General features: G+C 40.8%; 31 protein-coding genes. 14 read left to right on the top strand and 17 right to left on the bottom strand.

The features are described 5' to 3' along the window. Positions 1 to 67 precede the first annotated feature (67 nt). The 3 genes from RMY64_RS25730 to RMY64_RS25720 all read left to right on the top strand — a co-directional run bounded on the left by RMY64_RS25730 (position 68) and on the right by RMY64_RS25720 (position 1,478). Positions 68 to 412, top strand: a complete 345-nt coding sequence (locus RMY64_RS25730) for a hypothetical protein (RefSeq protein WP_322701480.1) — start codon at positions 68 to 70, stop codon at positions 410 to 412. A 21-nt stretch (positions 413 to 433) separates the two neighbouring features. Further along, a complete protein-coding gene (locus RMY64_RS25725) occupies positions 434 to 748 on the top strand; it encodes a hypothetical protein (protein WP_322701479.1) in 315 nt (104 codons plus the stop codon). A 277-nt stretch (positions 749 to 1,025) separates the two neighbouring features. Next, positions 1,026 to 1,478 (top strand): Hsp20/alpha crystallin family protein, encoded by a 453-nt coding sequence (locus tag RMY64_RS25720; protein ID WP_322701478.1) that lies wholly within the window; start codon positions 1,026 to 1,028, stop codon positions 1,476 to 1,478. Positions 1,479 to 1,655: 177 nt separating this feature from the next. Here the strand turns inward: RMY64_RS25720 and RMY64_RS25715 are convergent, their stop codons facing one another. Beyond that, the gene (locus RMY64_RS25715; RefSeq protein ID WP_322701477.1) at positions 1,656 to 1,778 is read right to left on the bottom strand and encodes a hypothetical protein; all 123 of its coding nucleotides are present in this window, start codon (positions 1,776 to 1,778) and stop codon (positions 1,656 to 1,658) included. Between the two features lie 403 nt (positions 1,779 to 2,181). Between RMY64_RS25715 and RMY64_RS25710 the strand changes: the two genes are divergently transcribed. Then, a complete protein-coding gene (locus RMY64_RS25710; protein ID WP_322701476.1) occupies positions 2,182 to 2,499 on the top strand; it encodes a DM9 repeat-containing protein in 318 nt (105 codons plus the stop codon). Positions 2,500 to 2,922: 423 nt separating this feature from the next. After that, positions 2,923 to 3,366 carry a peptidase inhibitor family I36 protein gene (locus tag RMY64_RS25705; RefSeq protein ID WP_322701475.1) on the top strand — a complete coding sequence of 148 codons (444 nt, stop codon included), beginning with the start codon at positions 2,923 to 2,925 and terminating at the stop codon, positions 3,364 to 3,366. Positions 3,367 to 3,405: 39 nt separating this feature from the next. Here RMY64_RS25705 and RMY64_RS25700 read toward each other — a convergent pair whose 3' ends face one another. The 3 genes from RMY64_RS25700 to RMY64_RS25690 form a co-directional block, all read right to left on the bottom strand. Next, the gene (locus RMY64_RS25700; protein ID WP_322701474.1) at positions 3,406 to 3,597 is read right to left on the bottom strand and encodes a hypothetical protein; all 192 of its coding nucleotides are present in this window, start codon (positions 3,595 to 3,597) and stop codon (positions 3,406 to 3,408) included. Between the two features lie 84 nt (positions 3,598 to 3,681). Continuing rightward, positions 3,682 to 4,137, bottom strand: coding sequence for a hypothetical protein (locus tag RMY64_RS25695; protein ID WP_322701473.1), 456 nt, complete (start codon positions 4,135 to 4,137; stop codon positions 3,682 to 3,684). 67 nt (positions 4,138 to 4,204) lie between these two features. Beyond that, complete coding sequence (locus RMY64_RS25690) at positions 4,205 to 4,441, bottom strand: hypothetical protein (RefSeq protein WP_322701472.1); 237 nt, start codon at positions 4,439 to 4,441, stop codon at positions 4,205 to 4,207. A 151-nt stretch (positions 4,442 to 4,592) separates the two neighbouring features. On the opposite strand from RMY64_RS25690, the gene RMY64_RS25685 reads away from it, so the two are divergent. Both RMY64_RS25685 and RMY64_RS25680 read left to right on the top strand, forming a co-directional pair. Beyond that, positions 4,593 to 4,922 (top strand): hypothetical protein, encoded by a 330-nt coding sequence (locus RMY64_RS25685; protein WP_322701471.1) that lies wholly within the window; start codon positions 4,593 to 4,595, stop codon positions 4,920 to 4,922. Positions 4,923 to 4,994: 72 nt separating this feature from the next. Continuing rightward, the gene (locus RMY64_RS25680) at positions 4,995 to 5,132 is read left to right on the top strand and encodes a hypothetical protein (RefSeq protein WP_322701470.1); all 138 of its coding nucleotides are present in this window, start codon (positions 4,995 to 4,997) and stop codon (positions 5,130 to 5,132) included. 17 nt (positions 5,133 to 5,149) lie between these two features. On the opposite strand, the gene RMY64_RS25675 is transcribed toward RMY64_RS25680, so the two are convergent. From RMY64_RS25675 to RMY64_RS25645, 7 genes are all read right to left on the bottom strand, one after another. Further along, positions 5,150 to 6,967, bottom strand: a complete 1,818-nt coding sequence (locus RMY64_RS25675) for a 3'-5' exonuclease (RefSeq protein ID WP_322701506.1) — start codon at positions 6,965 to 6,967, stop codon at positions 5,150 to 5,152. A gap of 139 nt (positions 6,968 to 7,106) precedes the next feature. Then, the gene (locus RMY64_RS25670; RefSeq protein WP_322701469.1) at positions 7,107 to 9,050 is read right to left on the bottom strand and encodes an NERD domain-containing protein; all 1,944 of its coding nucleotides are present in this window, start codon (positions 9,048 to 9,050) and stop codon (positions 7,107 to 7,109) included. A 347-nt stretch (positions 9,051 to 9,397) separates the two neighbouring features. Beyond that, positions 9,398 to 9,916, bottom strand: coding sequence for a hypothetical protein (locus RMY64_RS25665; protein WP_322701468.1), 519 nt, complete (start codon positions 9,914 to 9,916; stop codon positions 9,398 to 9,400). A 71-nt stretch (positions 9,917 to 9,987) separates the two neighbouring features. Then, positions 9,988 to 10,845 carry a hypothetical protein gene (locus RMY64_RS25660; protein WP_322701467.1) on the bottom strand — a complete coding sequence of 286 codons (858 nt, stop codon included), beginning with the start codon at positions 10,843 to 10,845 and terminating at the stop codon, positions 9,988 to 9,990. 188 nt (positions 10,846 to 11,033) lie between these two features. Then, positions 11,034 to 11,282, bottom strand: coding sequence for a helix-turn-helix transcriptional regulator (locus RMY64_RS25655; protein WP_322701466.1), 249 nt, complete (start codon positions 11,280 to 11,282; stop codon positions 11,034 to 11,036). A 268-nt stretch (positions 11,283 to 11,550) separates the two neighbouring features. Further along, positions 11,551 to 12,042, bottom strand: a complete 492-nt coding sequence (locus tag RMY64_RS25650) for a hypothetical protein (protein ID WP_322701465.1) — start codon at positions 12,040 to 12,042, stop codon at positions 11,551 to 11,553. 358 nt (positions 12,043 to 12,400) lie between these two features. Beyond that, positions 12,401 to 12,973, bottom strand: a complete 573-nt coding sequence (locus RMY64_RS25645) for a sigma-70 family RNA polymerase sigma factor (RefSeq protein ID WP_322701464.1) — start codon at positions 12,971 to 12,973, stop codon at positions 12,401 to 12,403. A gap of 339 nt (positions 12,974 to 13,312) precedes the next feature. Between RMY64_RS25645 and RMY64_RS25640 the strand changes: the two genes are divergently transcribed. Further along, positions 13,313 to 13,639 (top strand): hypothetical protein, encoded by a 327-nt coding sequence (locus RMY64_RS25640; protein ID WP_322701463.1) that lies wholly within the window; start codon positions 13,313 to 13,315, stop codon positions 13,637 to 13,639. Between the two features lie 520 nt (positions 13,640 to 14,159). Here the strand turns inward: RMY64_RS25640 and RMY64_RS25635 are convergent. Beyond that, complete coding sequence (locus tag RMY64_RS25635) at positions 14,160 to 14,528, bottom strand: S-layer homology domain-containing protein (RefSeq protein ID WP_322701462.1); 369 nt, start codon at positions 14,526 to 14,528, stop codon at positions 14,160 to 14,162. Positions 14,529 to 14,865: 337 nt separating this feature from the next. On the opposite strand from RMY64_RS25635, the gene RMY64_RS25630 reads away from it, so the two are divergent. Continuing rightward, complete coding sequence (locus tag RMY64_RS25630) at positions 14,866 to 15,138, top strand: GlsB/YeaQ/YmgE family stress response membrane protein (protein ID WP_179070917.1); 273 nt, start codon at positions 14,866 to 14,868, stop codon at positions 15,136 to 15,138. 299 nt (positions 15,139 to 15,437) lie between these two features. On the opposite strand, the gene RMY64_RS25625 is transcribed toward RMY64_RS25630, so the two are convergent. After that, complete coding sequence (locus RMY64_RS25625) at positions 15,438 to 15,860, bottom strand: hypothetical protein (RefSeq protein ID WP_322701461.1); 423 nt, start codon at positions 15,858 to 15,860, stop codon at positions 15,438 to 15,440. A 222-nt stretch (positions 15,861 to 16,082) separates the two neighbouring features. Between RMY64_RS25625 and RMY64_RS25620 the strand changes: the two genes are divergently transcribed. From RMY64_RS25620 to RMY64_RS25605, 4 genes are all read left to right on the top strand, one after another. After that, on the top strand, positions 16,083 to 18,323 hold the full coding sequence (locus RMY64_RS25620; RefSeq protein ID WP_322701460.1) for an ATP-dependent RecD-like DNA helicase: 2,241 nt from the start codon (positions 16,083 to 16,085) through the stop codon (positions 18,321 to 18,323). A gap of 399 nt (positions 18,324 to 18,722) precedes the next feature. After that, on the top strand, positions 18,723 to 19,646 hold the full coding sequence (locus RMY64_RS25615; protein ID WP_322701459.1) for a S1/P1 nuclease: 924 nt from the start codon (positions 18,723 to 18,725) through the stop codon (positions 19,644 to 19,646). After that, positions 19,643 to 20,089 carry a hypothetical protein gene (locus tag RMY64_RS25610; RefSeq protein WP_322701458.1) on the top strand — a complete coding sequence of 149 codons (447 nt, stop codon included), beginning with the start codon at positions 19,643 to 19,645 and terminating at the stop codon, positions 20,087 to 20,089. Before RMY64_RS25615 ends, RMY64_RS25610 begins: the two co-directional genes overlap by 4 nt. A gap of 47 nt (positions 20,090 to 20,136) precedes the next feature. Continuing rightward, complete coding sequence (locus tag RMY64_RS25605; RefSeq protein ID WP_322701457.1) at positions 20,137 to 20,418, top strand: hypothetical protein; 282 nt, start codon at positions 20,137 to 20,139, stop codon at positions 20,416 to 20,418. A gap of 30 nt (positions 20,419 to 20,448) precedes the next feature. Here RMY64_RS25605 and RMY64_RS25600 read toward each other — a convergent pair whose 3' ends face one another. Further along, positions 20,449 to 21,222, bottom strand: a complete 774-nt coding sequence (locus RMY64_RS25600; RefSeq protein WP_322701456.1) for an AIM24 family protein — start codon at positions 21,220 to 21,222, stop codon at positions 20,449 to 20,451. 103 nt (positions 21,223 to 21,325) lie between these two features. Further along, positions 21,326 to 21,835 (bottom strand): hypothetical protein, encoded by a 510-nt coding sequence (locus RMY64_RS25595; protein ID WP_322701455.1) that lies wholly within the window; start codon positions 21,833 to 21,835, stop codon positions 21,326 to 21,328. A 177-nt stretch (positions 21,836 to 22,012) separates the two neighbouring features. Here RMY64_RS25595 and RMY64_RS25590 point away from each other — a divergent pair, with 177 nt between their 5' ends. After that, entirely contained in the window at positions 22,013 to 22,420 is a 408-nt protein-coding gene (locus tag RMY64_RS25590; protein WP_322701454.1) for a nuclease A inhibitor family protein, read from the top strand. Positions 22,421 to 22,425: 5 nt separating this feature from the next. Here RMY64_RS25590 and RMY64_RS25585 read toward each other — a convergent pair whose 3' ends face one another. Then, complete coding sequence (locus RMY64_RS25585; protein WP_322701453.1) at positions 22,426 to 23,292, bottom strand: DNA/RNA non-specific endonuclease; 867 nt, start codon at positions 23,290 to 23,292, stop codon at positions 22,426 to 22,428. Positions 23,293 to 23,332: 40 nt separating this feature from the next. Further along, complete coding sequence (locus RMY64_RS25580; RefSeq protein ID WP_322701452.1) at positions 23,333 to 23,860, bottom strand: hypothetical protein; 528 nt, start codon at positions 23,858 to 23,860, stop codon at positions 23,333 to 23,335. Between the last annotated feature and the right edge of the window lie 222 nt (positions 23,861 to 24,082).

Here is a 24,082-nt window from a genome sequence, read left to right as displayed (position 1 = left end):
TGCAATTGTTGAATATAGGCGATAGTGATTACAGGAGTGCGTAGTTTACCGCACTTCGACAGGCTCAGTGACCACCGTAGGCATCACTCCCCTAAACCCGTTAACAGGTTTACTCGATTCAGTTCTGGGGGATAATCAGCTAGTCGGCACGCTCCCCGTAATACCCTTGGAACCCAATCAGCTAAACTTATTTCCAGACGTGAAACCCACACCAGCACTTTTGACAGAAGCGCTGGTGATGAGTGCTAATGCTCTGCTGAAGTGGAAGTCCCAAATACTTGAGTATCAACAAAAGATGAGGAAAAGTCAGCCAGCAAGACAGGTGACGCTGTTTGACCTTGTATCCAACCACTGCGACCCAGACCGGATCGATCCGTTACAGTTGCAGGTGCGTAGGCGTAGCCCGCCGTAGGCATCGCTCTCGTTTTGGAGGATGCCAGCAGATAGCCCCGGCGATGCGTGTCTGTACTTCATCGTTGACTCTGCGACTGGCTTAATTTTGTATGTGGGTGAGACGTGCCGTAGTAACAAGCGGTGGAAAGGGATTCATGCCTGCAAGGATTACATCGCCAGCTACCAAGATTTACATTATCGCTATGGGATGAACACAGCAGTCAACATCGCTTTTTGGTGGGACAGCCCTGTTGACCGACGCGCACGGCAGGAGTTGGAGTTGAGTTTAATTTTGAAGTGGCGTAGTCCATTTAACAAAGAAAACTGGGAGCGCTGGGGGCAACCGTTTGGGTAGAAGAAAGTAAAGTTTAGCGCCAAAGCAAATCCCCTTCAATAGCAGATTTATTAGTTGATTATTAGTGACATTAATAGTTATTATTCTGGTTTACCGAACCGCAAAATTCGAGTAAACCGTAATCTTTTTTACTGGCTAATTTGGTGTGGTAATCATCAATTATTGGGTGAGAATAACCGAATTTACAGGACTTATAACCATACTTATTATGAATACATAAGCACAAAACGAAGTGCAAAAACGATTAAGCAGGAACTATTTAAAGAGAGTAAGAGTTATGGCACTAGTTCGTTACAACCCCTGGCAAGAATTGAACGCTTTAGAACGTCAAATCAACAGCTTATTTGGAGATACCAGAGTACCATCTGCACGGTTTGACAGAGATTTTATCAAAGTTCCGGCTGCTGAGTTGCACGAAACTGATGATGCTATTCATTTGAAGCTTGAACTCCCAGGACTTGAAGCTAAAGACCTGGATATTCAAGTCACCCAAGATGCTGTTCGCATTAGCGGTGAGCGCAAGTCCCAAACTAAAACCGAAAACAATGGCACTACAAGAAGTGAATTCTACTACGGCAAGTTCCAACGTGTAATTCCTCTATCTGCTAGGGTTCAAAATACCAATGTCACCGCAGATTATAAAGACGGCATTTTGAATTTGACACTACCCAAGTCTGAGCAAGAAAAGAACAAAGTTGTCAAGGTTAATCTAGAGCAACCTGCTGCTTAATTGGTTGTGATGAAAATACTCTACCTCCAATAATTGATTGAGATGCTAAAAGCCCAGTTATGAGATGACTGGGCTTTTTTGTATGCGATCGCTTTTGGGTTTTCCTCTAAGAATTGGGGCGATCGCTATCTCTTGGAGTGAGTCAGAGTAAGGACTGGCAGCTACGCTGCTGACGACTCAGGCGTTGCCGCGTCTCCTGCTGTGCGACTGTGCGATCGCCCCCATTCCCCAACCCCAATACCCAATGATTACCACTTCAGGATGACCGGCGAAGCCATCGTCGTTCGCTTGCGTCAGCAAGCAGTCAAGGATGCGGGGAATTCTGGCGATCGCCCTTTGGCATGCTATTTCGTTGTTTCACGACTTAACGGGAAAAGCCAGTATCGCTACCAGCCTATACTAACCGTGTAGACGTAGCTGCCGTAGGCATCGCTAGCAATAATCAACCTTTACCAAACCGGATAAAGCTTCCTTAAGCATTTACCAAAATAGTTTTTGAATATAAATGTAACTTTTTATTTTTATTTTACGAATGCATATAAAAAATGAAAATATTAAATTAGATTTTTAATAAGTTGAATATTTTCAAATATTCAACTTATTATTCACCACTCTTTGAAAGTTGGATTTTTCATATTCTTACATTATTTTGCGTTTTGTATAAATTCAGTAACAACTATTAAAAAATGGGAGTTGATTGAATATGCAATTGAAAACACTCGCAACAAATTTAATAAAATTTAATTGTATTGCTAAACTCCTAGCAGTTGGAATAGCAGTTTCCATAGGAGTACCTGCATTAGCCGAGGTTTCACAGACTACTGTTAAACCCTTTAATCCTTATTATATTCAAGGAGGTACTGAAGATAATAATGGAACTATTTTATACATTTGCTCTACCATTGTTGATGGAGAGTATACACCTGGGAAATACTATCCACCAAATCAAACCTGCTACGTTTCTTGGGGTGGTGAAGAATACGGATTTAGGAGTAATTTCCAGGTTCTAATTGCAAACTAAATTAGAAGCAAAAGGTTTTAACTGATCGCAACTTCCCTACTTTCCCCAATTTGACCTCATAGCACCTCACGCTACCGCAACAAAACATTACAAGTTGTCTGTAAAAACTAAACTGGGGACAAAGAAGCTTTTTTGTCCTGTCGTTTGATATTTACTTTGGTTTGTTGGTGTGATGAAGCCGCATCTGTTCTTAATAACGGTTATCTACGCCAGCAGATAGACAGTTACTATTTGCTTAATGTATAGCTTTTGACTGATTGTTAAATATTTAGGCTCTTTAATACAATACTGATAAAGTGTTTATTCGTAATGCTCATTATATAATTTGCAACTGCCAGCCAAATAATTATGTCGGCGATGCAAGTGAGTAACAGCAACGCCAGTAAACAGAGAACAACAGCATTTCCTACAAAGTCCCATTAAATGGAAAAACTGATGAAGGAGCAACCCATAATATCCGCCGATAAGAGCGCCGCCGCTTCGCGACGCTCCCGACAGGCTGCACGCCCCGCCCTAACGTTGCTGCTCGCGATGACCTCCCTAGTCACCGCCGTCGGCATCGCCTCCCCGGCGACCGCCAACTCGGCTGACTGCCCCTCCGGCAAGTTCTGCATCTGGACGAACTCCACCTACAACGGGTCTTTTGCGTATTTCGCCAAAGGTTCTGCCAATCTGGCTAACCCGATCGGTGGATATGTGTTCAACAACAAGGTCACGTCAATCTGGAACCGGACTGGCAGCGCATGGTGTCTATACGACGGTGCGAACTACAAGACGCTGTTACTACGGCAGTCTGCGGGCGGCTACCGCGCCAACTTAGCGATCGAGCGCATCGACAACAAGACGAGTTCGCTGAAATCCTGCTGAGATGTAGTAGTTCACATGGTCGGTGAAAGTGCGATCGCCCTAGTCCTGAACACGTTTTTTCTTCCAATCAAAAAGTGTTACACCAGCCTTAGCGCTCCACTCATTCAAAGCTTTTTGAACATCAATGATTTCGTCTGGTATCTCTACTTCCATTGATTGAATATCGGGAATACATTGCGGTGAATCGCACTCTTCTGGAGTTAAATGAGCATAGTAAATCTTGATTTTCATAAATCTACATTTACCATGCGATGGGTGTCCACCGTCTAAGAATTAGGAGGTGCGATCGCATACCTGCCCGCTGGAGCAGGGCAACTACTGTCCTGATGTCCAAGTCCGTAGTTTAGTTAGTGCAGGTTTAGAAGGTGTAGACAAATTGAGTCGGTATTGGAACATTGGGACATAGGAACCATTACCCTCGCGGACGGTAACGAGAAAGGCTGTTTTATTGCGTGGGTCTTTGTCGATTTTATCGATGTAACCAGACTGTATTTGTTGTATGTTTAAAGGTTTTGCTTGTTTAAATCCTGGTTGAGAAATACAAACAATTGTAGTTCCATCTTGATACCTACCTGAGTAAAACCAGTATGTTTGCCCTTTGGTTTTAAATTCGGATTTATAGAAAATAGTAAACTTATCAAATTCATTTAATTGCTGATTTTGTTTACAGTTATTGTCAATGTATATTTCTTGAGCAGTGATTGGACTACTGGAGAATAAACCCAGTATTAAACTGAGAGTAAGTCCAGAGAAAAGTGTTGTTTTAGACATAAATTTATTAATTAAAAAGTTTCCTCTAAGAATGGGAAGCGTAAGCGTAGACCGCCGCAGGCATCGCTCACTTTTCAAGAGAACCATCGCAAGTATCCCCCCACACTGCCATAAATTCTTGCCACTCCTCCTCAGTCTCCGGTGCTTTGTCTTTGGTCAGTCCCACTACTCGCGCTAGCTTCCTGGCTTGGTCTACGCCCTCGCCAAGCTCAACGAACTGGTATTCTAGGTTGGGGTCGTAGCCTTGGCTTAGTAGCTTTGCATACTCAGTATCGGTCATGCCGAGGTTGTGGGTTTCAGTCATGGTTGGGGTGGGCGATCGCGTCGATGGTTTTCATGCGCTCGATGTATGTCTCAATGTCTGCTGTAGCAAAATAAGGGATTATCCAGATAGGTAATATATAATAATTAAACTAATTTAAATATACTTCAATTACAGCGATAGATTTAATCCAATGGAACCATTAAATCAAAAGTCCAGATGCGAAGAATGGAAGAGATTGAGAGAGGCTGGGCATGACTATAGAACAGCTTATACTCTATCTTCAGATAATCCTTTAGCTACTCATAATAGATTGAATAAGTTAAGGGAAGATATTTTAAACTATATTAATAGCGGTAGAAAAGATACATCTTCACCCATACATCAAAAACTTAAAACGCTTCAACAGAGTAATAGTAAATATCTTCAAGAAAATAGTGAATCAATGAATAATATTCCAGAAGAGTACCAAAATTCTTATTATATATATGGTAGGGATTTAACAGACTTATTATCAGACTAATAATAGGTTTAAATTGTTTCTAGAATTGAGTTTTATAACTTGGTAGATTTTTTGAAAATCGGGTGAGCGCTAATGCAACGGCCGCTGGAAGTGATTGCTTTAATATATTACAATTTTTTAAGTATGGGAGGAGCAATGTCTGCGACGGTAAACTACGCATCTTTAACTTTTCCTCTCTTGATGGAGAGAGCGATCGCTTTCCTTGCTTGAATGAAGGATAAACACAATCAAATTACTTTACCTAATACTGTCTCCAAACGGCTGGTGAATTCTGAAGGGCGATCGCTTGTCAAAATCAACTGCTCAATTGCCCGTGTCATCGCCACGTAAAGTAATCGCGCTTCTTCTTCTGGTGTGCCGTGTCCGTACTGGTCAGGCATAAAACCAATGCCAGGAATAAGCACCACTGGGAACTCTAGCCCTTTAGATGAGTGCATGGTTATGAGTTTGATGCTTTGTTCGTCCAGGTGATAGTTGCGGCTCTCGCTATTGGCGTTTACCCATTCGATTGGGATTTGGGCTTGTTGAAAGTGATTATATATGCGATCGCCCATAAACTTGGAGCGGTAAATAATTGCTATTTCGTTCCAGGGGATATCTCGCTCGTGTAATTGTTGGACTCGCCCTGCTAGGTAATCTACCTCGTGTTTAAAACTGGGTAAACGGATGAGGTCTGGTTTGGGGCCTTGCCGTCCGGCACTGGCAGGTTCTACCAATACCACTTGGTCATCATCCCCGGTGGTGGGTTGCATTACTTCCTTCGCAAATTCGTAGGCTACCTTTAACACCTGCTCTGTGTTGCGGTAGTTGAGTTTAAATATGGTGGTGCGTCCCTGTGCCTGGATGCCCACACTCTTAAAGCTAAATTTCTGAGTGCGTTTTTCACCGTAGAGGTTTTGGGCATCGTCATAGAGGATAAGCAATGAATTGGTTTCGGGATTGACCATCTGGGCAATCAACTTTAACCACTCTGGTTTAAAGTCGTGTCCTTCGTCCAGCATGACAGCGCCATAAGTGCCAGATGGTATTAACTGGGCATCGACGGCAGTAATTACTCTTTGAACCAATTGGTCTACATAATCTTCACCTTGATACTCCCTAGAGTCGGGTCTGGGGATGTCATACTTTTTGAGTAAATCCATACACCAGCCATGAAAGTGTCGTACTTTGATGCGACTGATTTTGTTCGGATCTTCTTGAACCACCTGCCTTAGCTTGGCAGCAAGAGAGACGTTGAAGCACAGCACCAAAATTGGTTTATTACTGACTTGAGCAAGATGCTGACAACGGTAGGCTAAAATCATGGTTTTTCCAGAACCCGCTACACCATGAATTACTCGATGTCCGTCTCCTAAACTCCGTGCCAACTGTTCCTGTTGCAAGTCCATAATTTTCAGGATGTCTGGGATAACGGTTTCGGGAGTTTCTTCATCTGAGGAACTGTCAGGAGCAAACTGCTGATTTGGTCGTAAATCTGGGAAGATATGCCACCGGATTCTATCTATTTGACTGCTGGTGAGGGTCTTGCCAAATTGATATGCAGATAAATCCCAAAGTCGTTGCTGAAATTCCCCTGCATCAACCTTTTCATACATCTCATCTTTGCAGATAACTAAGTGTTCCTCAAATACTGCTGGTAGTTCACTTTGCTCAAAATCCTTGCGCGTGATGTTGGTGAATACCACGCCGTAACCATAGGGAATGACCAGCTTACCCTGATATTTACCTTCTTGCTGCACCAGGGCGGGGTCTTTTTCTAGCATTTTGTTGACTGCTAGGGCATAATCTCTGGCCTGTTGTAGTGGGTGTTGAACTTCCTTGATTCCATCCTCAGTAAGCAATGTGACTGTGGAAGGGTTGATATTTTGAATAATGTCTAGTTTCCAGTCTTTGACTTCCAGAATAAATAAGCCCCGGCTGGGATGCAGCACTATAAAGTCTGGGTGTAATTGCTTTTTACCTACTGGTACGTCATACCATAGCAGGTAATCATCTTCTAATTTTTCCTCCATGCGCTGCGCTAACCTCCTCTCGCCAGGGGTCATTCGCATTGAGCAGCTATTTAATGAGGGAATTAGTGTGGCCATAAATGGTAGATGTTTATATGGGTTTTTGGGGTGCGATCGCTTGGGTTTCCTCTGAGAATGGAAATAAAATTAAAAGTTAAGTTGCTCTAGAATTAAATTAAGCTATTAAAGACTGTGCAATCTGCTGAGGGGTCATTCTTCTAGCATTTTGAGAATGAGCCTTGAGATTAATATCCTGAATAGTTTGTGGCAAATTGTTTAATGTTGTAACACGATAAAATCCACCAATATTCGACTCAATACTAGAAGCAATGCTTGCTTCTGACGGAAATACAACTAAACCATATACAGGGAGTTTTAGGTTTCTGATTCTGCTAGAGTTTCTAGTACGCCTTAGAAGAGAGTCTGTATAAATTTTAACTTGTTGGTAAGGATTTTGACCCCAACAAGCATTGACTATAATTGTGTCACTTCCTCTTCGACATATCCAATTTGTATTGCGTAAATCTCCAGTTGGCTCAATTACTCCTTTATAAGACTTAACCTCTAAAACAATGATGCAGTTTGTGAGTATAACTATAAAGTCTGTAAACTTACTATTGTCTCCACCATTACCAACATCAAACTGCGTAAGTATTTCTTTTTGGGGTAAATTACTCTGTAGGCAATTTAACACGGCTTGTTCAAAATCATTGAGAGGGTGTCTGCCCATATCCTCTTTAATTATTTCAATTTCCTCCGTGAGACGTGCCATTTGCTGAATTGCTCTTTCAGCCTTCTGGTGAGATTCCTGTTTTTGCCGCTCTCGTTCTATAAGCGTTCGTTGCAAAATTTCAAGCTGCCTATTTAGTTGAGCTTGAATATCTTGCTGAGAAGCTAACTGTTTCTCTAAACTAGTTATGGTATCTATAAATTGATGTTCACTATTACGAAGTCGTCCTAGCTCTAACTCAGCTATTGACCTAGCACTTTCAACTTCTTCTATTTGACTTTGAAGCAGTTTCAATGATTTTCCTTGATGTATAGCTCCTGTAAGCTGACTTTGATAAACCTGTAACTGATGATTTAATAGCTGAATTTGAGATTCTTGTTCTTGCTGCTTTTGCCTGGCGGATTCAGCTTCGGTTCGAGCCTTATCTAACTCACCCTTCGTACTTTGCAAATTGGTGACAGCCGGAACTGATATTACTGTATTTTTTAGTTGTGAGATTTCTTGTTGTAGTTGCTGATTATAACTATGTAATTCTTCAGCTTGTTTTATCGAATTTATGCGCTCTTGCTCCCATTGCTTTTGGAGAACTTTAATTTGATTGATTCGCTCTCTTAACTGTAGTAATAAGCTGTCTTTTTGCTGACGTAACGTGTTTTCTATGTGTTCTGCTTCTTCTTTTTGTACTTGTTTTTTGTAAAGAAGATATTCCCAAAGAATCCAGAAAGCCAAGCCACCCGTTAGACACGCTAACATAGTCATTGTATAGGTTTCAATACGACTGCTTGTGGCAATAGGATTACTAAGCCACTTGAAGAAATCATCTTCAAAAGTAGGTCTTACACCTCTGACATAGTAAACCCTACCAATAACTCGACCTTGATTCGTTAAACTTGTAGCAGTACGCTCAACAGCACGAGAGTCTTCATAACTCCATTGTGAATATAAAGGAGGAGGGTCAAGTAGCAAATCATAAGGATGATTTTTTAGTTCTTGTGGATTAAGTGCTGCTTTCCAAGAGCTACGGCTAGAACCATTTCCTGATGAAGCAATAACTTTCTCTCCGCTAGGATCTGTCACAATTAATCCAAATAAGCTATAGTTGCTATCTAATGTACGTTGTAGTTCTTCAGATTTATTTTGAATTAAGGCGTAAGAAAGTTTCGTTGGTAGAGTGTGAGACAATATATTAAAATCAACCGTCTGGACGCGAAATATTGTTTTGTCCCAATAGTTGTTGTAGCGGTCAAAAATCGTGAATGCTCCAATGCCAAAGGTAACTATTCCTGTTAAAGACAATCTACCTAGCCTTTTTGCAACTTTTGCAACCCTATTTGCTTTTGATGAAGGTATTACCTTAACACTCTCTAGATTTTGTAATTTTTTGGTCATATAACATTCCATTCCTTTTTAACTGCGAACACTAACCTTTCAATTTATCTACACTCTGTCATTTGTTATAGAGATTACAACTAGTAAATCTAATAGCTTACCTGTCTGCAATTTTAAGTAATACGGAAGTTTACCTCCGACCAAGACAATAGAATTACCCTTGACTCGATGCTCTATTCCTTAAACCATTTTTAGTCAATTATGTTTAATGTAATGTTAAGACAGCGATCGCACGCAAGTTTTCCTCTAAGAATGGGGAAAATGATGTCTACGCCTACGCAATTTATTTTAGTGAAGCTTTAATTTATATCCCCTATCCTGGGGTTCGCATACATAGACTTCATCAACTAAGCTTGAATTTGGGTTTGAGGTTGTCTTGTTTGTGTGTTGATGGGTGCATTTAGTTTGCGCGATAATGCCAACACATTCATAGCAAACTGCTGATAAAGTTCTGGAGATTTATTCATGAAAACAACTATTGCATTGCGATAACTGTAAATTGCTAAATATCGACGTTTATTGTTTATTGCATACAGAATAATACCGACACCTGCAACAAGTAGAATTGAACCTAATATAAAAGATTGCTTGAATGCGCCCAAAGCTAAAAAAGCTAGAAAGCCTCCAATAACTAGCAATGCATAGATGGGTGATTCTAAGATTTCAACTGAGTCAATATTTTGAATGCGTATCCAAGACTCTTTCTTTTCTAGACCAGTTTTGACTGTTCCTTGAAGAGTATCGCCTGTAATTTTGACAGTCATTGATCCTCTTGCTGGAACTAACACATTTCCCCAAACTTGGGCGGGAGCGCCTGTGATTTCAAAGACTTGCTGATTAGTTCTTATGTTTGTATTACCGTTCATTAGATGCTTTACCTGATGTTTAAAATTGCTGTCAATAGTTTTGTTTTACACGTTAAATAGATTTGATGATTTCAGTTAGGAGAACAATCCCACTCATTTTCTATAACAAAGACATTTTCATTTATAAGTCCTCCACGTGGGGAGTATAAATCGCCTTTAAGATAAATGAATGTGTTGTTTTTAATAATTTCTTTTGCTATTAAACTCCAAGATGTTCCAATATAGCTTTCGCCCCTCCAATTAGGATGAATATCATTAGGGTTAGGGGTGGAGAGAATACGAGATTGATTGCTCTTAGGCGCACAACCTATATTTACCTTGGCTGAAGTTTCTGTATTTATCTGTTGCTGAAAAATATCTGTCCTCTCTTCTGACTCAGGAAAAGTATATTTGGAGCTAGGAGTCTCGCGCAACACAATCTGCTTCGGTGCTGAACTTAATTTTTGGTAAGTAAGTTGATATTTTTTTCCATCAAATTTGAAGACTCTCCAAGCTATTTCTCTTGGTTCATAAGTGAACACGGGGGCAGCAATATTAATCCAACCTTTACTGCGGCTGAGAAGTATGGCTACTTGCAATTCACCTCGTGAGGTAAATACATACGAAATGAAGCGATAATTATTACCGTTTTTTTGATAAATATAGACAGGACAATGACGATTATTACAAGGAAAACCCTTTTGAATGCTAACAAGAGTTTCTTTAGTGCCGTCTTTATTTAAATCTACTTCAGTATATTGAAATGTAATATCTTTTTTAATCTCATTCCAATCAGCATCTGCAAATTCTTTGTGAATAGTCTCTTTGATTGCATTGAGTAAGTTAGAATTTGGTTGATTGGTTGTTGTTTTTTGAGCCTGAACTGGTAGGAAGCTTACACCCAAAACTGTTAAGCTTGCCATCATCCCAAGCAATGTTTGTCTCTTCATTAATTACTCACCTTTTTAATTTCAGGCTGAACATTGAGCGAACGGAATGCGAACTGACTACTAAAAGGTTAAGCGCGATCGCTACTTCACCTCTACTATTGCACTCGCATCATTGCCGAAAACATAAACCAGACGAACTGTGTAGCTTGCAGCCGTAGTCATCGCTCACACCAAAACTGAGCCAAAAACTAATTCGATAAATACTTAGTCAACAAATCCTGCCCTTCGTCGCCCATCTTCTCCAACATCCCCTCTATCTTCTCCATTGCTAGCGGCGAGGGTTTAGAATGCCCATTCTCCCAACGATTGATTGTAGAAAATGTCACACCAAGAGTTGCTGCAAACTGTTCTTGCGTAAGCCCGAAGGCAAGCCGCAAATCACGAATGATCTGCCCTACCTCTGGCTGGTTGATAGCCAAGGGTTTTTTAATAGTCATTTATTTTGAAACTTTACCTTCTAGCTTAAGTAGCTGATGCTATATTATTTGCTACATCTTAGCCACGCAAAATCTCAATATTCATCAGTGAATATCCGTATTTAAATATTTTCCAGTACTTTTTATTACGTGTTATAAAGTAGATTTTTTCAGTGCTGTTGAACTGAGATTCTTAGAGGAAAGCCTGGGCGATAACTAAAGCCCACCATAGGCGATCGCCCTGCTGCGATATTTCCTCTAAGAATAGGAGCGATCGCCCCCTCGCCCCCTACAACTGCTCCATCTTCACCCCTGACACTTCCAGCATCACCGTAGTAATCGGCACTAATCGCCCCACAGTGGTGTAATAGCTACTCCCCACTGGTGTTGTAGTCGAACGCTCCCGAAACCGCCGCATGGTGATGTGAAACCACTCCCGCGTTTTTGGCATCGGCAACCGATACAAAAGCCGAGTGTTGACAAAGTAATAAAATAGCCAGTCTGCCTCGGTGTACATAAAGCAGCCGGGGGTTCCACGTTCTAAATTGCTGTGAGTTTCAAAGAACAAGTTACGAGTTTTATTCCACCTATCGCCCTTAATCTCAATCAAAATTTCGCCACTGTGCGTTGTCCAGATGAGGTCAATATCTCTGCGCTGGTAATCTGGGTCATTTTCAACATTAACAACGCTAATAGTTTCTGGTTTGGAGCAAAGCCAAGCGGAGACATCACTAGCAGCCAGCTTTGCTACTTCTTGAGCGTCGTGCATGGTGTAGGTCATCGCTGCATCTCCTAGCAAGGCATACTAGTTTATTATTTCACTTTCATTGCCAGAGCGTTAGCGCAGCTTAACGAAGTTATCGCCCTCACTTTGAGCGAATATCCTAGCTAAAAGCATTCAAGCGAGGAAAACTTAAAGAGTCAGCGATCCAAACAGGGTAGATATGCTCCCGACGCATAGCGGCTTTTCGTCAAACATCGCCTGGTGATAGGTGGGTCGCTTCACCCTACACTTTCTTGATGCATAACCAAGCAATATAAATTATACAGATATCTCGTAAGCGTTCAGATTTATTCTTTAGACATTGCTAGATAAAACTAATGGTATTCAAACACTTTTATAATTGCATTCAAGAATGCTAAACATTTTGAAGTTCCAAAGAATGATATATGCTGCGAAGATGCTTTAAAGCTCTTTCTTTGCGTTTACGTAATGTTGCTTCATTCTGAACTTCTTTCCCTTGTAAAATTAAATGCAATTTAATTTCCTTCCATGATAAATCTTTGAGCATCTTCAATCTCAAAATTTCTTTTTCTTCTGGTTCTAATTTTTCAAACGCTAGGTTTACTCTTTTGAATAATTCCTCTTCAATTTCTTCAGAAACGGTAAACCTGCAATTAACATGAAATTCAATCATGCTTTCATCAAGTTGTGAAAATCTGTTACGTTCTCGGCTCTGTTCCCTGATGATGTTATAAGCTGTTGCTCGAATCCAAGCAAGCGGTTTATCAATGTGTTCACCTTTTGCCATAAGTTTGATTCCACGCATATATGCCTCATTTAGTACCCAGGTAGGACTATAAGAATTACTGAGATTGAATTGGGCAAGGCTGCGCTTAATGAAAGCTAACATCGAGTGGGCAGAAGAACTCCCAGAATCAAGCAAGACCTGAAATTCTGTGTCAAATGCCTTACGACCACAAGATAGCATCCGATTGCCTCCAGTTAACTAAGTAGGAAGTGTTACGGCTTCTTATTCGGTTGAAAAATGGATTTACTTTACTTGTTAGTGACAAAAATGATTTTTTTGTGACTTGTTAATAAAATTTTTCTAAATTTTCGCCATTAGCGGTCACAAAAGTAAAATATTTTCACTATTCATTATGTAAGGTCACAAAACTAAAATATTCTCACTGTATAATAGGAGGTTAACCAAGCCAAATATGTTCACAAACTGGAAATTAAAAGGATACTGCGTATCTCTAACGAATTCTACAACTAGATGGATATGTAAGTCCGAACAGAATTTGGTGATAAGGAGCTAGTACCAATGGTCAATTTTTCTTTCTCAAAGGAAATTAAAAATCCAGAGTTACCATTAACTCATGAGCAGAAGAACATTATCCGAGAGTATTGTTCTTTAGCAAGTCTAAGTAGTTTATCAGAATCAGAAGCACAACGGATAGCAGATATCCTAGAAATCGCTCAAATAGACCAAATACTTGATTTTTGGATGACAGAAGCCGACTATGTTATTGGTCATAATTTAAACCTAATTCATGAAAATGAACAGAAGAATTTCCAAGCTAGATTAAGAGAATATCTAGTAACTGATTATGGGGGTTTGAAGCAAATTACTTTTCGGCATACCAAGTAAATTTGTCTGATAAACTAAGAACATAGTCTTGTGACTATGTTCTTAGTTTTATAAGAGTTTCATCCCACCTAGATTATGCTGATTGAAAACTTAGACTACAAAACAACTACCACGCAAAGTATAGCTACTAGTGTTAAACAGTAAGAGGCAAACATTAAATAGGCAACAACCGCCGCCATTCCCTCAGTTTTTTGCTCTTTAATACTGCCGAGCTTGGATGCAAATGAATTAAATAATCGAAGCATATTTCTCGCTCCATAATTATGTTTACCTTCAATAATTAGTGATAGCTGCTATTAATATGTGACTGGTTTTAATACTGCTAATCACTGCTCTCCATCTTTGTATAAAAATCTAACAGTCCGGTGGCGATCGCCTTTCATAAATTCTTAGAGGAAAAGTTGCACACTTTCTGGAGCGATCGCTTTTACAGAATACAAGCGTTCACGTAGTGTCTCGCAGAGAGGAAAAATTAAATGAGGTAGAGGAGCAATCGCATAAACTAACTGCTGTCGAATACTTATTTTGTAGCAGGTGGGGTATCAACTCGCTCGTTGAGTTCTTGAAGTTGGTGGTTTAATTCCCTTTGTCGTTTGAGCAGAATTTCCAAATCTTGCTTCGTTGCTAAATCCGCCCTGTTAACGGGAATAAGTTGATTTAGCCTCTCTAGGCACGTATTCAAGCCAGCAGCAAATTCATAGCGCGTAACTGGGCGCGAACCTTGATATGTGCCATCAGGATACCCAGATAGGCAACCTGCCTGGGGAACTGTGTTGCGCCCATCGCTTGATGTTTGTGAAAGAGTTTTTGATGGGTAGAAAACAATTGTTGCCAGTGCCAAGGTAGTTGTAACGGTGGCGAATGGGAGCAAGCCAGCAATTGATGACATCTTAAACATTGGTCGCAGCTACAAGCCATTTACTCCTTCACCTTATCAAATTAATATTCGGCTTTCAAACATAGCTTAATTCTTCAAGTAGATGAGATAAATCATTAAAAATGCATATACTGCAATTATCAAGCAATGAATTAATAAGCCCCTAGTTTTAGACCAACTAGGAGCTTTTTTTTAATTTATTATCCATTTGAGTTACGGGGTATATCACCAGAAGTAACAGCATTCATCCTCAAGGCTATTAATCATTGATTCTGCTGATAGATTGAATGTCAATGTTTGGATTGCTATTGTGTATTTGTCGATGAAAAACGTTGCTCAAATTAAAACAATGAATATTCTTGCTTGGATTGTTTTAGGTCTAATTGCTGGTGCTATTGCAAAGGCTATCTACCCCGGTCATCAAGGTGGCGGAATTCTCGGAACAATCTTATTAGGAATTATTGGTGCTTTTGTTGGTGGCAGTCTGGGTGTATTCTTCAATACAGGAACCTTAGCTCTAGCGGCTCCTGGTCTTAGCATTCCAGGTATTGCAGTAGCGGTTCTTGGCGCAATTGTCGCTGTTTTCTTGTGGAACGCGTTAACTAGCCGCAGTGCTTTGTAATCAATCAAATTGGAATTAATTAATCGTAAAAATCAGGGAACTCATTTCACTATATTTTCTCCCTGAGCTTAAATTATTTGAATAGCGCCTGCCTATATTTAGGTAGGCGCTATTCTTTTGTTAGAGTGCAATGCCGTTCAAGGGGTAGCGTAAGCGCGTGCGGATAGCTCAAATCAAGAATCGTTTGTAACCATTCAGGGGGTACAAAAGCGATCGCTCCCTAGCAAATACAAGCGAACGCGTAGACCATCGCCCATAAAAAATTCTTAGAGGAAAAATTAGACCTCTTGGGCGATCGCCTAATTGAGCCAAAATCCACCTATTTTTCCATCTTTGAGGCTAAGTCTAGCTAAGACATCATCACCACCATCTAAAAATGTCAGTTTCCATAAATAAACTTGATACCCTTGCTGCTTCAGATTTGCCAAGAAAACTGCCGAATACCCTTTTTTGATGCGAGGAGCCAACTGTCCACTAACTTGTGTAAATGTTTCCTTTGTAATACCTTCTTTGAAAGCAGCATTTCCAAGAGAAATAAACTGAGTGTAGTTGTTTTGTTCAACAGCATTTATGAGGCTTGTAAAAGTTCTTTGCACAGACTGTTCTGGTTGATTACTTTTAGTTACTAATACTAGCTCGTTCACAGCTTGCACATTGTTTACAGCTAAGGTCAAAGGTGACATGATAACAACTGCTGCAACTACCAATCCCATCTTATTCATTTAGTTTGTTGACCTCCTTGAAAACTTTCGCTAGTTAAATATATTCGTAAAAGCAGGGTGTATATACTAAAAACGGCTTGAAACTTTACTTTGAAACGCTAGAAATATTTAAAATATAATGCTTAAATTTATTTAATAGTACATAAATACTATAAACGCCAACCCTATGACTTCTGGAGCAGTAAGTATCGAGTATAATGGCTGCGCCGTTTGTTGAAAGTGATGTCCACCACACCTCTACCAAGCCAGCAGCAAGTTAACGCCACTCCCAAACACGAATCAATTACCGGAGTGGTAGAACGCCTGACCTATTACTCTCAAGAATCAGGTTATACTGTGGCACGTTTGCAACGCCCTAGTGCAAAGGAACTAACTACAATTACTGGTAGCTTTGCAGATATCCAGCCAGGACAAACGCTGCAATTAACTGGTTTTTGGCGCGAACATCCCCAGTATGGTTTGCAGTTTCAAGTTGTTAACTACAAAGAAACTAAACCTGCCACCCTCACAGGAATTGAGAAGTATTTAGGTAGCGGTCTAATTAAGGGTGTGGGGCCAGTCACTGCTAAACGGATAGTTGCCCATTTTGGTATAGAGACTCTAGATATTATTGAAAACCAAATCGAGCGCTTGAGCGAAGTCAACGGCATTGCCAAAAAGCGGATTGCCATGATTCAAAGAGCCTGGAACGAGCAAAAAGCCATTAAAGAAGTGATGGTATTTCTGCAAGGTCACGGCGTTAGCACCACTTACGCAGTCAAAATTTACAAGCAATACGGCGATAAATCCATAGATACAGTTACCCATAATCCTTACCAGTTAGCGACTGATATCTATGGCATTGGTTTTTTAACTGCTGATAAAATTGCCCGTAATTTGGGGGTTCCCGCAGATTCCGAGTTTCGCTACTGTGCAGGGATGACCCATGTTTTAAGTGAAGCTGCCGAAGATGGACATTGCTACTTACCACAGAGCGAACTGATTGAGAACGTGATTAAACTGCTCACTACTGCTGACCATCAACCAACAGAAGATGACATCGCTGTGACTATCAAAGATATGGCTTTGAAAGATGAGCTAATTAGAGAACGTGATGCCGATAAAACGCTCAATTGCTACAAGCCTACTTACTTCTACACCGAACAAAACTTAGCCCAATTGGTACGCGAACGCCTCACCCACCCCATCAACCCTGATATTCCTCGCGTCCGCGCTTGGCTTGAGCGTTTTAGCAGTAGCCGCCAAGTTTCACTATCACCCGAACAACAACAAGCAGTAGAGACGGCTGCTTACTCTCGATTCACCGTAATTACAGGTGGCCCTGGTGTCGGTAAGACATTCTGCACTAGCACCATAGTCTCACTGTGGAAGGCAATGGGTAAATCAATTGCCCTAGCTGCACCAACTGGACGGGCAGCGCAAAGGTTAGGCGAGATGACGGGACTGGAAGCTAAAACCATTCACCGCCTACTGGAATTTGACCCCAGAACTCGCAGTTTTAAACGCGATCGCACTAATCCATTACCCCACAGTGCAATTATTGTAGACGAAGCTAGTATGCTCGACTTGTTTCTAGCGTATTCTTTAGTTCAAGCAGTTTCCGAAAATGCTCAACTCCTGCTGGTGGGAGATATTGACCAATTGCCATCGGTAGGTGCGGGTAACGTGCTGGCTGATTTAATTAATTCGCGTCAAGTACCTGTGGTGCGCCTCACTCAAGTATTTCGTCAAGCTGCTACTAGCAAAATCATTACTGCATCGCATCTAATTAACCGGGGGCAATATCCCAATATTGAATCAATTTCAGACACACCTCAATCTGATTGTCTTTGGCATGGTGGAGGATTACAACCAGAACATGGGGTGCAGGTGATTAGCGAGTTGATTGCAGATTTTATTCCCAAACTTGGTTTTAATCCTGCTACTGATGTACAAGTGCTTGCACCAATGTCACGGGGATTAGTCGGTACACGCAATCTCAATAACGTACTGCAACAGTTAATCAATCCACCTAGCCCTGAAAAAGTTGAAATTACCAGGGGTGGGACTATTTTTAGAGTTGGTGATAGGGTAATTCAATTAACCAACGATTACCAACGCGAAGTTTTTAACGGTGATGTGGGATTTATTACTACTATTGATACTGAGGAACAGGAAGTAATTGTACAGTATCAAGAACGGGATGTTACTTATGATTATGCTGACATGAATGAACTGGCTTTAGCCTGGAGCGTGAGTATACATAAGTCGCAAGGCTCAGAATACCCAGTAGTAATTTTGCCTTTGTATACGCAACATTACATGATGCTGACTCGAAATTTACTTTATACGGGGTTGACCCGTGCCAAGAAGCTGGCGATTATTATTGGCAGCCAAAAGGCAATAAGTATGTGCGTTCGTTCTACGAAGTCCCAGGAGCGATATACTCGATTGCAACAGAGGCTACAAGCAGCGTTACAATGATTGCGCTCCCAGGCTTGACAAGAGAGCAACTATACCTAAACGAGAAAAAGTGATCGCCACACCTATTGCTTGAATAATATATATAAGTTTTTGATATTTTTTGTTATTTGAATTTCAGATAATCACCTCAATGATTACTAAATGTTAATTCCATCTTCACAGCCTTTTAACCTCTTTTTATACAACCACAGCTAAATTGCGATCGCTAAAAGTTTTGCTGAATTTCTGTAACTTTAACAGAAACCAATATTTAAGAATTGGTAATGACTCAGGTGATTCGTGCGATTACAAAGTTAAGATTTGTATTGATACTCAATTATTAGCGAGATGATTATGATTAAGAGATTTCCCATTCAAAAAATATATTTTATAACAAAAAATTACCTTAAGTTTTCTTTCTTGACAGCATTATCAACAATTCTGATTTGGCAGCACCCGGCTTTTGCTTGGAATAAAGCTGGACACATGGTTTCCGGCGCAATTGCCTACAGTGAACTTAAGCAAAATCATCAACAAGTAATTGAGAAAATAGCCGCGATTTTAAGAGAACATCCCGAATACTCTAAATTTGAGCAGCAGTGGAATTCTCTTAATCAATCTAATATTTCTACTGAAGATAAAAACCTGTACTTGTTTATGTGGGCTGCAAAATGGCCAGATGAAGCCCGTGGCAATCAAACATTTGATCGCCCAACTTGGCACTACATCAACTTTCCTTATCAACCAAGCAATGCCTCAAACTCAATCCCTCGTGAAATTGCAGGTGAAGAAAATATTCTCTACGCATTTAAAAAAAATCTTGATATTGTTCAAAGTAATGCCACCAACAGCGAAAAAGCAGTTGCAATATGCTGGCTATTCCATCTAGTAGGGGATGTACATCAGCCGTTGCACGCCACAAAACTGATAAATAACCAATATCCTGAACCGGAAGGTGATAGAGGTGGTACACGTTTTTATATTAAAGTTAAACCAGATAGCCAGACTATCAGTTTGCATAAATTATGGGATGACCTGATTCTTGGAAGCGAAAGATTTCAAACTGTTCGCAACACTGCAACCAAGATAAGAGCCGACTATCAACGCAGTAAATTGCCAGAATTAAGAGAAACTCAATTTAATAATTGGGCAAAATTAGAGAGTTTTAGGATAGCAAAACAAAAAGTATATCTGAATGGTAAACTTTCTGGCAGCACTGATAAGAATGATGGAAAAGTCTTACCGCCAAATTATGCTGCTACCGCCAAACCAATAGCAGAACGTCGGATGAGTTTGGCAGGCTACCGTCTAGCTGATGTGCTTAATAAACTGTTCGGCAAGTGATAAAAGATATACAATCTCTTTTGTTCTCCACCTACATGATGTGGGTGGTTTTTGATTTTACTAGAGCGATCGCTTTTTTAAAGCAGTACACTGGTACTATGAAAATTCCAGACTGCGATCGCTGCCTCCTCTACTCACACGATCCCCACCTCGTCTGTCTTGTCCATCCAGATGGGGTAGACAGTGATAGTTGCCTTGACTTTCGAGAAGACCCCAACGCCGAACCAGCAGAACTGTGGGAACCAGAAGGGGCAAGCTACTACAACGGCGAGTTGATTGTGCAGCCCCGCCAGAGATGGACACCAGAAGAACAATTAGAATTGATTGATTGGCATCCGATGTTTACTGGCAAGTGTCCCCAGTGCGGTGCTGAATTTGACCGGGACTGGTCAGCGCGTGTTCACTGTGATTGCCCGTGTGGGTGGATGGATGATACTGTGTAGTTGTTGATGAGTTTTAGGGGATAATCAAAGGCTATGGCCCTCTGGTTATGAATGAAACTAATGCTGAATATCAAGACATACTTGATGAAATGATTAGGATAGGAAAGCTAAAAGCAGAATATAAAGACATACTTTTAGAAATCAGTGAGCTTGGCAGCAAGGCTTGTGCTAATGGGCTAATTTTCGGTTTTGGGTGGGGGGAAGATGCCGATCGTGTTGTTCTCAATGAATACGAAATACATGATAAAAACGGTAATTTTTTGTATTTAACTTTGTTAGAAGCGCGTGAATACCTTCAGAATTTAATTGCTGAAATTGAACCAGATTAGTTAATAGTTTTTGATTTAATTGCTGCTACTTTAACTCAAATTACTGCTGCCACCGATTTGAGTAGCGCCCTCTGGTGCTGGTGGGTGATAAGTCATAGACTGTAACCCCAAACGACCAGGGCCAATAAAACGGTTGAGAGTGAATGAAATACCGCCAAGCATTACTCCAATTGCTCCGAAGATGCCGCCACTAGATTGCAGCGCCGTTACTGTCTCCATCTTCACTGATGAGTCTTTCCATAACCATGCTCCTGGCTCAACATCGAGTACTTCCCCAGGAGCAAGGTACTTTTCAAAGACATTACCGTAACCGTGGATTAAAAGCAGCCCTCCCTGTTGTTGACCAATGAAGCGGTCAATAAATAAACCACCACTGCGGCTAAAAAAGAGGTTTGCCAGCCCTCGCTGAAAAAAGAAACTGTACTCAATATTACTGGTAGCGAGTAAAAACTGATGTTCGCGCACGTCCACTGTCTGTCCACGCTCTAATTGCAGCACCACAATCTGTCCTGGAGCCTCACGAGAGAAAGCAATATTCCCTGGCCCATGTGCTTCACTGATAAAAATTTGCAGTCCAGCAAAGAAACGCTTGGCTGCCCCTTTTAAACCTTTGACACCGAGGCGAACATTCGGATGTTTCCACAGTAAAATATGATGCTCAAAGTAAATCGATTGCTGTTGCCCTAGATGGACATCAACTACAGGCACTATTTCTCCTGAGATTCTCAAGGTCAAGTCACCAGAATGAAAGAAATCTTTCGGATTTTTTAATTCAGGTATCGGTTCACTACTGAAGTCTGGCATAGTCTTTACTTTTCGATGGTTATTTTATAAATCATTTTCTCTCAAACTCCAGTTGTTTTACGCGGATATGAGTTTGACCTCGACTACAGTCCATAAAAGTGTGTCAAGAGAAATGATACAAAACATTTCCCTCTTCATTTACTTCAAAAGCAGCATTAAGTTCCTTGGCTTTCTCATCTAAATATTGTTTAGCTAACTGGGTTGATATTTCAGCATTTTTTGCCAGTTGCAATACCGTTATTCTGCCAGCATTTTGCTCAATTAATTCTAAGAACACTAACTGAAGACGCTTTTGTTCTGATTCCAGAAGTAATGCTTTTTCCTTTCGATTCTGCTGCACTAAAGACCAACTCAACCAGCCTCCTAGAATGGTTGATGGAATAGTAAGAATAGTTAAAGCCGCTACATCATTTTCTTTTTCTTGAGCAGGAGTTTTGGGATTCATAATTTCTAGAATCATCACACCAGAAAAGGGAATGCCAAATAATAAAAAACAGATTGCTAAAACTTTTTTAATTAGTTTCATATAACTTTTTCCCTTAATAGAGTTGGCTGGAGGAAATTCAAAAATAATGGCTTTATTATACAAGGTATAATAAAATACCTGCCACACAAATATTTTGCACAGTGTATGTGGCGATGCCTGCGCCTACGCTTGTAAATCTGCCAAGCAGCGTTCGCCTCAGTTAATAAATGCGGCTTACGGGTGTGGTGGATGCACGGCGAGGTGGATAGTATTTTATGTGCGATGCCTAACCTGCGGCGGTAAACTACGCTCTACTAAGTGCTTATGACCAAAACTAATTCAGAAATCCTAGACCAGCTTCGTACAGCAGCAGATGGTTTACTTATGATGAGTGAGTCGGAGTACCCGTTTGAAGTTTTCTTGTGGTCAGGTATTACACCCCCTGTCACACCTGAAAAAGTTGTACAACAGACAAATCATCCTCAAGACACACCCATTAAAATCGTGGGGGTTGACGATTTTTTTCAAGTGGCAACGACAGAAGAAGATTGGCATGAGGAAGAAGAGAAAGCAACCGTAAAACGATTTAAAACCCTTGTGCAGGAACTTAAGAAAAACCTGACTAATTTGCAGGTGTATCGCCTCGGCAACAAAGAAATTGATGTTTATGTAGTTGGTCAAACCCCGGCGGTAAATTTAGCGGGTATTTCTACGAAAGTTGTTGAAACTTGACCTTTTTACAAATTATCTACTTTGCTTTCAATAACTTCTTGGATATTTGGCGAAACATTAGAAATAAAATCATATCCTGTGAGTTTTTCTAATTCATCAACACTTACTTTGTAAGCTCTCCAATCATTATTTAATTCTTCCTGGTTAGGGATGTTCACCGCGATGACACGAGTATTAGCGGTAATACCATTAATCCCAGAGCCAGGATTATCTAGTACGACAACGATTTTCCAAGTTGATGTGGGAACTGTCACTTTACTCTTAAGAGGTTCACCAAGACTGCCAAAAGGCCCAGCTACGATATACAGTTCCTTACCTTGGCTTACCAAGCCTCGACAATAATCTTCTAAATTTCCCCACGTATTTCTATTGTTATCGGGTGTCTGCGGCATCATGTTGGTCATCAAAAAGGTGGCGGTGTTATCCTCTACTGTGCGGGTGCGATCGCCCGATGGTGCAATGTGACCCTTATCGTATCCTGAGCCTGTGTAAGCACTGGGAGTTATTCGCGTCCAACCCGCAGGCAAAGTATTATCAGGGCGGAAGTTATTTTGGCGTTCTGCATCACCCAGCCATGACTTATTTAACTGCCAAGCTACCCAGTTAGCAGTTCCCTTGCTTTGATTGTAGGAAAGTGCGTACTGGTTTTTTACCATTAAATAATTATCTGGAGTAATGCTCGTTGGAGTTGCGCCGCTAGGATTTCCCAACAGCAAATGAATGCTTATTGAGGTAGATACAATCGGCGTTGGCTGTAATGGTTTTTCTATTGTCGGTGTTGGCACCTGGGTTTGCGCTGGCGAACATCCCAACAGAGCAATTAATGCAGTTGCAAGAGCCAAAGCCTGAAAACGACTGATGATTAAAGGCATAAATTTTAGAAAAAGATTGCAGATTAAATTAATCAAAATACTAACTTACAGGATGATATAACCCCGTATTTTCGTTAAATTCCCACCCTAACCCTGCTCTATCTTTGCCCTTGCACCATGCCACAAAAAGCGGTGGTGGTAAATTAATCCGCTCCTTACGTACAGTTTCTTGATTTACACCAAGTCTTGCAGCTAGGCTTTCTTCTGTTAATGGTTGAATACGGGAAGTTTGCCTGTTTAGGTATGAATTGTTGTTGTTGTAGGATTTATTCTGTCGCCTCGGTTGCTTGTTGAGATAGTCTTGAATTTTAATAATCGCCTCAGTTAGCTGTGTCATTCGGGTTGTTATCTCTTCAACTTTTTGTTCTAAAGAGTCCAGGCGCTTATTTTCATTACCAGCAATTTCATCAAGGTCATCATCTGAACCATCTAGGTAAAGTTCGATAAATCGGGTGAGCGTGGCTGTTGCCGTTGTGCCTTTCGAGTTGCAACGAGCGATAAACTGCTCCCACATCTTTTGGTCGCAGTTGAAGGATGCTAGCTTCTTTCTTCTCCCTGTATTGCTCATATCTAGGTAATGTCTAGGTAAAACCAAACTGTCCGCGACAAAGGTGAGCGCGTCTTTATCTTGATAACTACCTTGACACTATCATGATGCGCGGACTAGCGTGATTAGCTAGGTTTCGCCGTAGGCGTTCGCCGTTCAAATGCTACAGATTTATGACAAAAAAACCAACAGCCTTCTTTGTTGCTTGGCGACAAATACCAGAGCAGGCAATGCCGGCATATC

Source organism: Nostoc sp. DedQUE08 (assembly GCF_034530895.1).
In the GTDB taxonomy this organism is placed as follows: domain Bacteria; phylum Cyanobacteriota; class Cyanobacteriia; order Cyanobacteriales; family Nostocaceae; genus Nostoc.
The sequence above is the reverse complement of the archived record's forward strand: the minus strand, read 5'-3'. Positions and strand labels throughout refer to the sequence as shown.

Excerpts from the sequence above, each read along its gene's own strand:
- RMY64_RS25630 (WP_179070917.1), top strand. The coding sequence starts at position 14,866 with ATGAATATTCTTGCTTGGATTGTTTTAGGTCTAATTGCTGGTGCTATT.
- RMY64_RS25605 (WP_322701457.1), top strand. The coding sequence starts at position 20,137 with ATGAATGAAACTAATGCTGAATATCAAGACATACTTGATGAAATGATT.
- RMY64_RS25585 (WP_322701453.1), bottom strand. The coding sequence starts at position 23,292 with ATGCCTTTAATCATCAGTCGTTTTCAGGCTTTGGCTCTTGCAACTGCA.
- RMY64_RS25705 (WP_322701475.1), top strand. The coding sequence starts at position 2,923 with ATGGAAAAACTGATGAAGGAGCAACCCATAATATCCGCCGATAAGAGC.
- RMY64_RS25720 (WP_322701478.1), top strand. The coding sequence starts at position 1,026 with ATGGCACTAGTTCGTTACAACCCCTGGCAAGAATTGAACGCTTTAGAA.
- RMY64_RS25580 (WP_322701452.1), bottom strand. The coding sequence starts at position 23,860 with ATGAGCAATACAGGGAGAAGAAAGAAGCTAGCATCCTTCAACTGCGAC.
- RMY64_RS25725 (WP_322701479.1), top strand. The coding sequence starts at position 434 with ATGCCAGCAGATAGCCCCGGCGATGCGTGTCTGTACTTCATCGTTGAC.
- RMY64_RS25650 (WP_322701465.1), bottom strand. The coding sequence starts at position 12,042 with ATGACCTACACCATGCACGACGCTCAAGAAGTAGCAAAGCTGGCTGCT.
- RMY64_RS25645 (WP_322701464.1), bottom strand. The coding sequence starts at position 12,973 with ATGCTATCTTGTGGTCGTAAGGCATTTGACACAGAATTTCAGGTCTTG.
- RMY64_RS25680 (WP_322701470.1), top strand. The coding sequence starts at position 4,995 with ATGCAACGGCCGCTGGAAGTGATTGCTTTAATATATTACAATTTTTTA.
- RMY64_RS25655 (WP_322701466.1), bottom strand. The coding sequence starts at position 11,282 with ATGACTATTAAAAAACCCTTGGCTATCAACCAGCCAGAGGTAGGGCAG.
- RMY64_RS25635 (WP_322701462.1), bottom strand. The coding sequence starts at position 14,528 with ATGTCATCAATTGCTGGCTTGCTCCCATTCGCCACCGTTACAACTACC.
- RMY64_RS25600 (WP_322701456.1), bottom strand. The coding sequence starts at position 21,222 with ATGCCAGACTTCAGTAGTGAACCGATACCTGAATTAAAAAATCCGAAA.
- RMY64_RS25665 (WP_322701468.1), bottom strand. The coding sequence starts at position 9,916 with ATGAACGGTAATACAAACATAAGAACTAATCAGCAAGTCTTTGAAATC.
- RMY64_RS25660 (WP_322701467.1), bottom strand. The coding sequence starts at position 10,845 with ATGAAGAGACAAACATTGCTTGGGATGATGGCAAGCTTAACAGTTTTG.
- RMY64_RS25670 (WP_322701469.1), bottom strand. The coding sequence starts at position 9,050 with ATGACCAAAAAATTACAAAATCTAGAGAGTGTTAAGGTAATACCTTCA.
- RMY64_RS25675 (WP_322701506.1), bottom strand. The coding sequence starts at position 6,967 with ATGACCCCTGGCGAGAGGAGGTTAGCGCAGCGCATGGAGGAAAAATTA.
- RMY64_RS25685 (WP_322701471.1), top strand. The coding sequence starts at position 4,593 with ATGGAACCATTAAATCAAAAGTCCAGATGCGAAGAATGGAAGAGATTG.
- RMY64_RS25690 (WP_322701472.1), bottom strand. The coding sequence starts at position 4,441 with ATGACTGAAACCCACAACCTCGGCATGACCGATACTGAGTATGCAAAG.
- RMY64_RS25625 (WP_322701461.1), bottom strand. The coding sequence starts at position 15,860 with ATGAATAAGATGGGATTGGTAGTTGCAGCAGTTGTTATCATGTCACCT.
- RMY64_RS25620 (WP_322701460.1), top strand. The coding sequence starts at position 16,083 with ATGTCCACCACACCTCTACCAAGCCAGCAGCAAGTTAACGCCACTCCC.
- RMY64_RS25700 (WP_322701474.1), bottom strand. The coding sequence starts at position 3,597 with ATGAAAATCAAGATTTACTATGCTCATTTAACTCCAGAAGAGTGCGAT.
- RMY64_RS25590 (WP_322701454.1), top strand. The coding sequence starts at position 22,013 with ATGACCAAAACTAATTCAGAAATCCTAGACCAGCTTCGTACAGCAGCA.
- RMY64_RS25710 (WP_322701476.1), top strand. The coding sequence starts at position 2,182 with ATGCAATTGAAAACACTCGCAACAAATTTAATAAAATTTAATTGTATT.
- RMY64_RS25640 (WP_322701463.1), top strand. The coding sequence starts at position 13,313 with ATGGTCAATTTTTCTTTCTCAAAGGAAATTAAAAATCCAGAGTTACCA.
- RMY64_RS25695 (WP_322701473.1), bottom strand. The coding sequence starts at position 4,137 with ATGTCTAAAACAACACTTTTCTCTGGACTTACTCTCAGTTTAATACTG.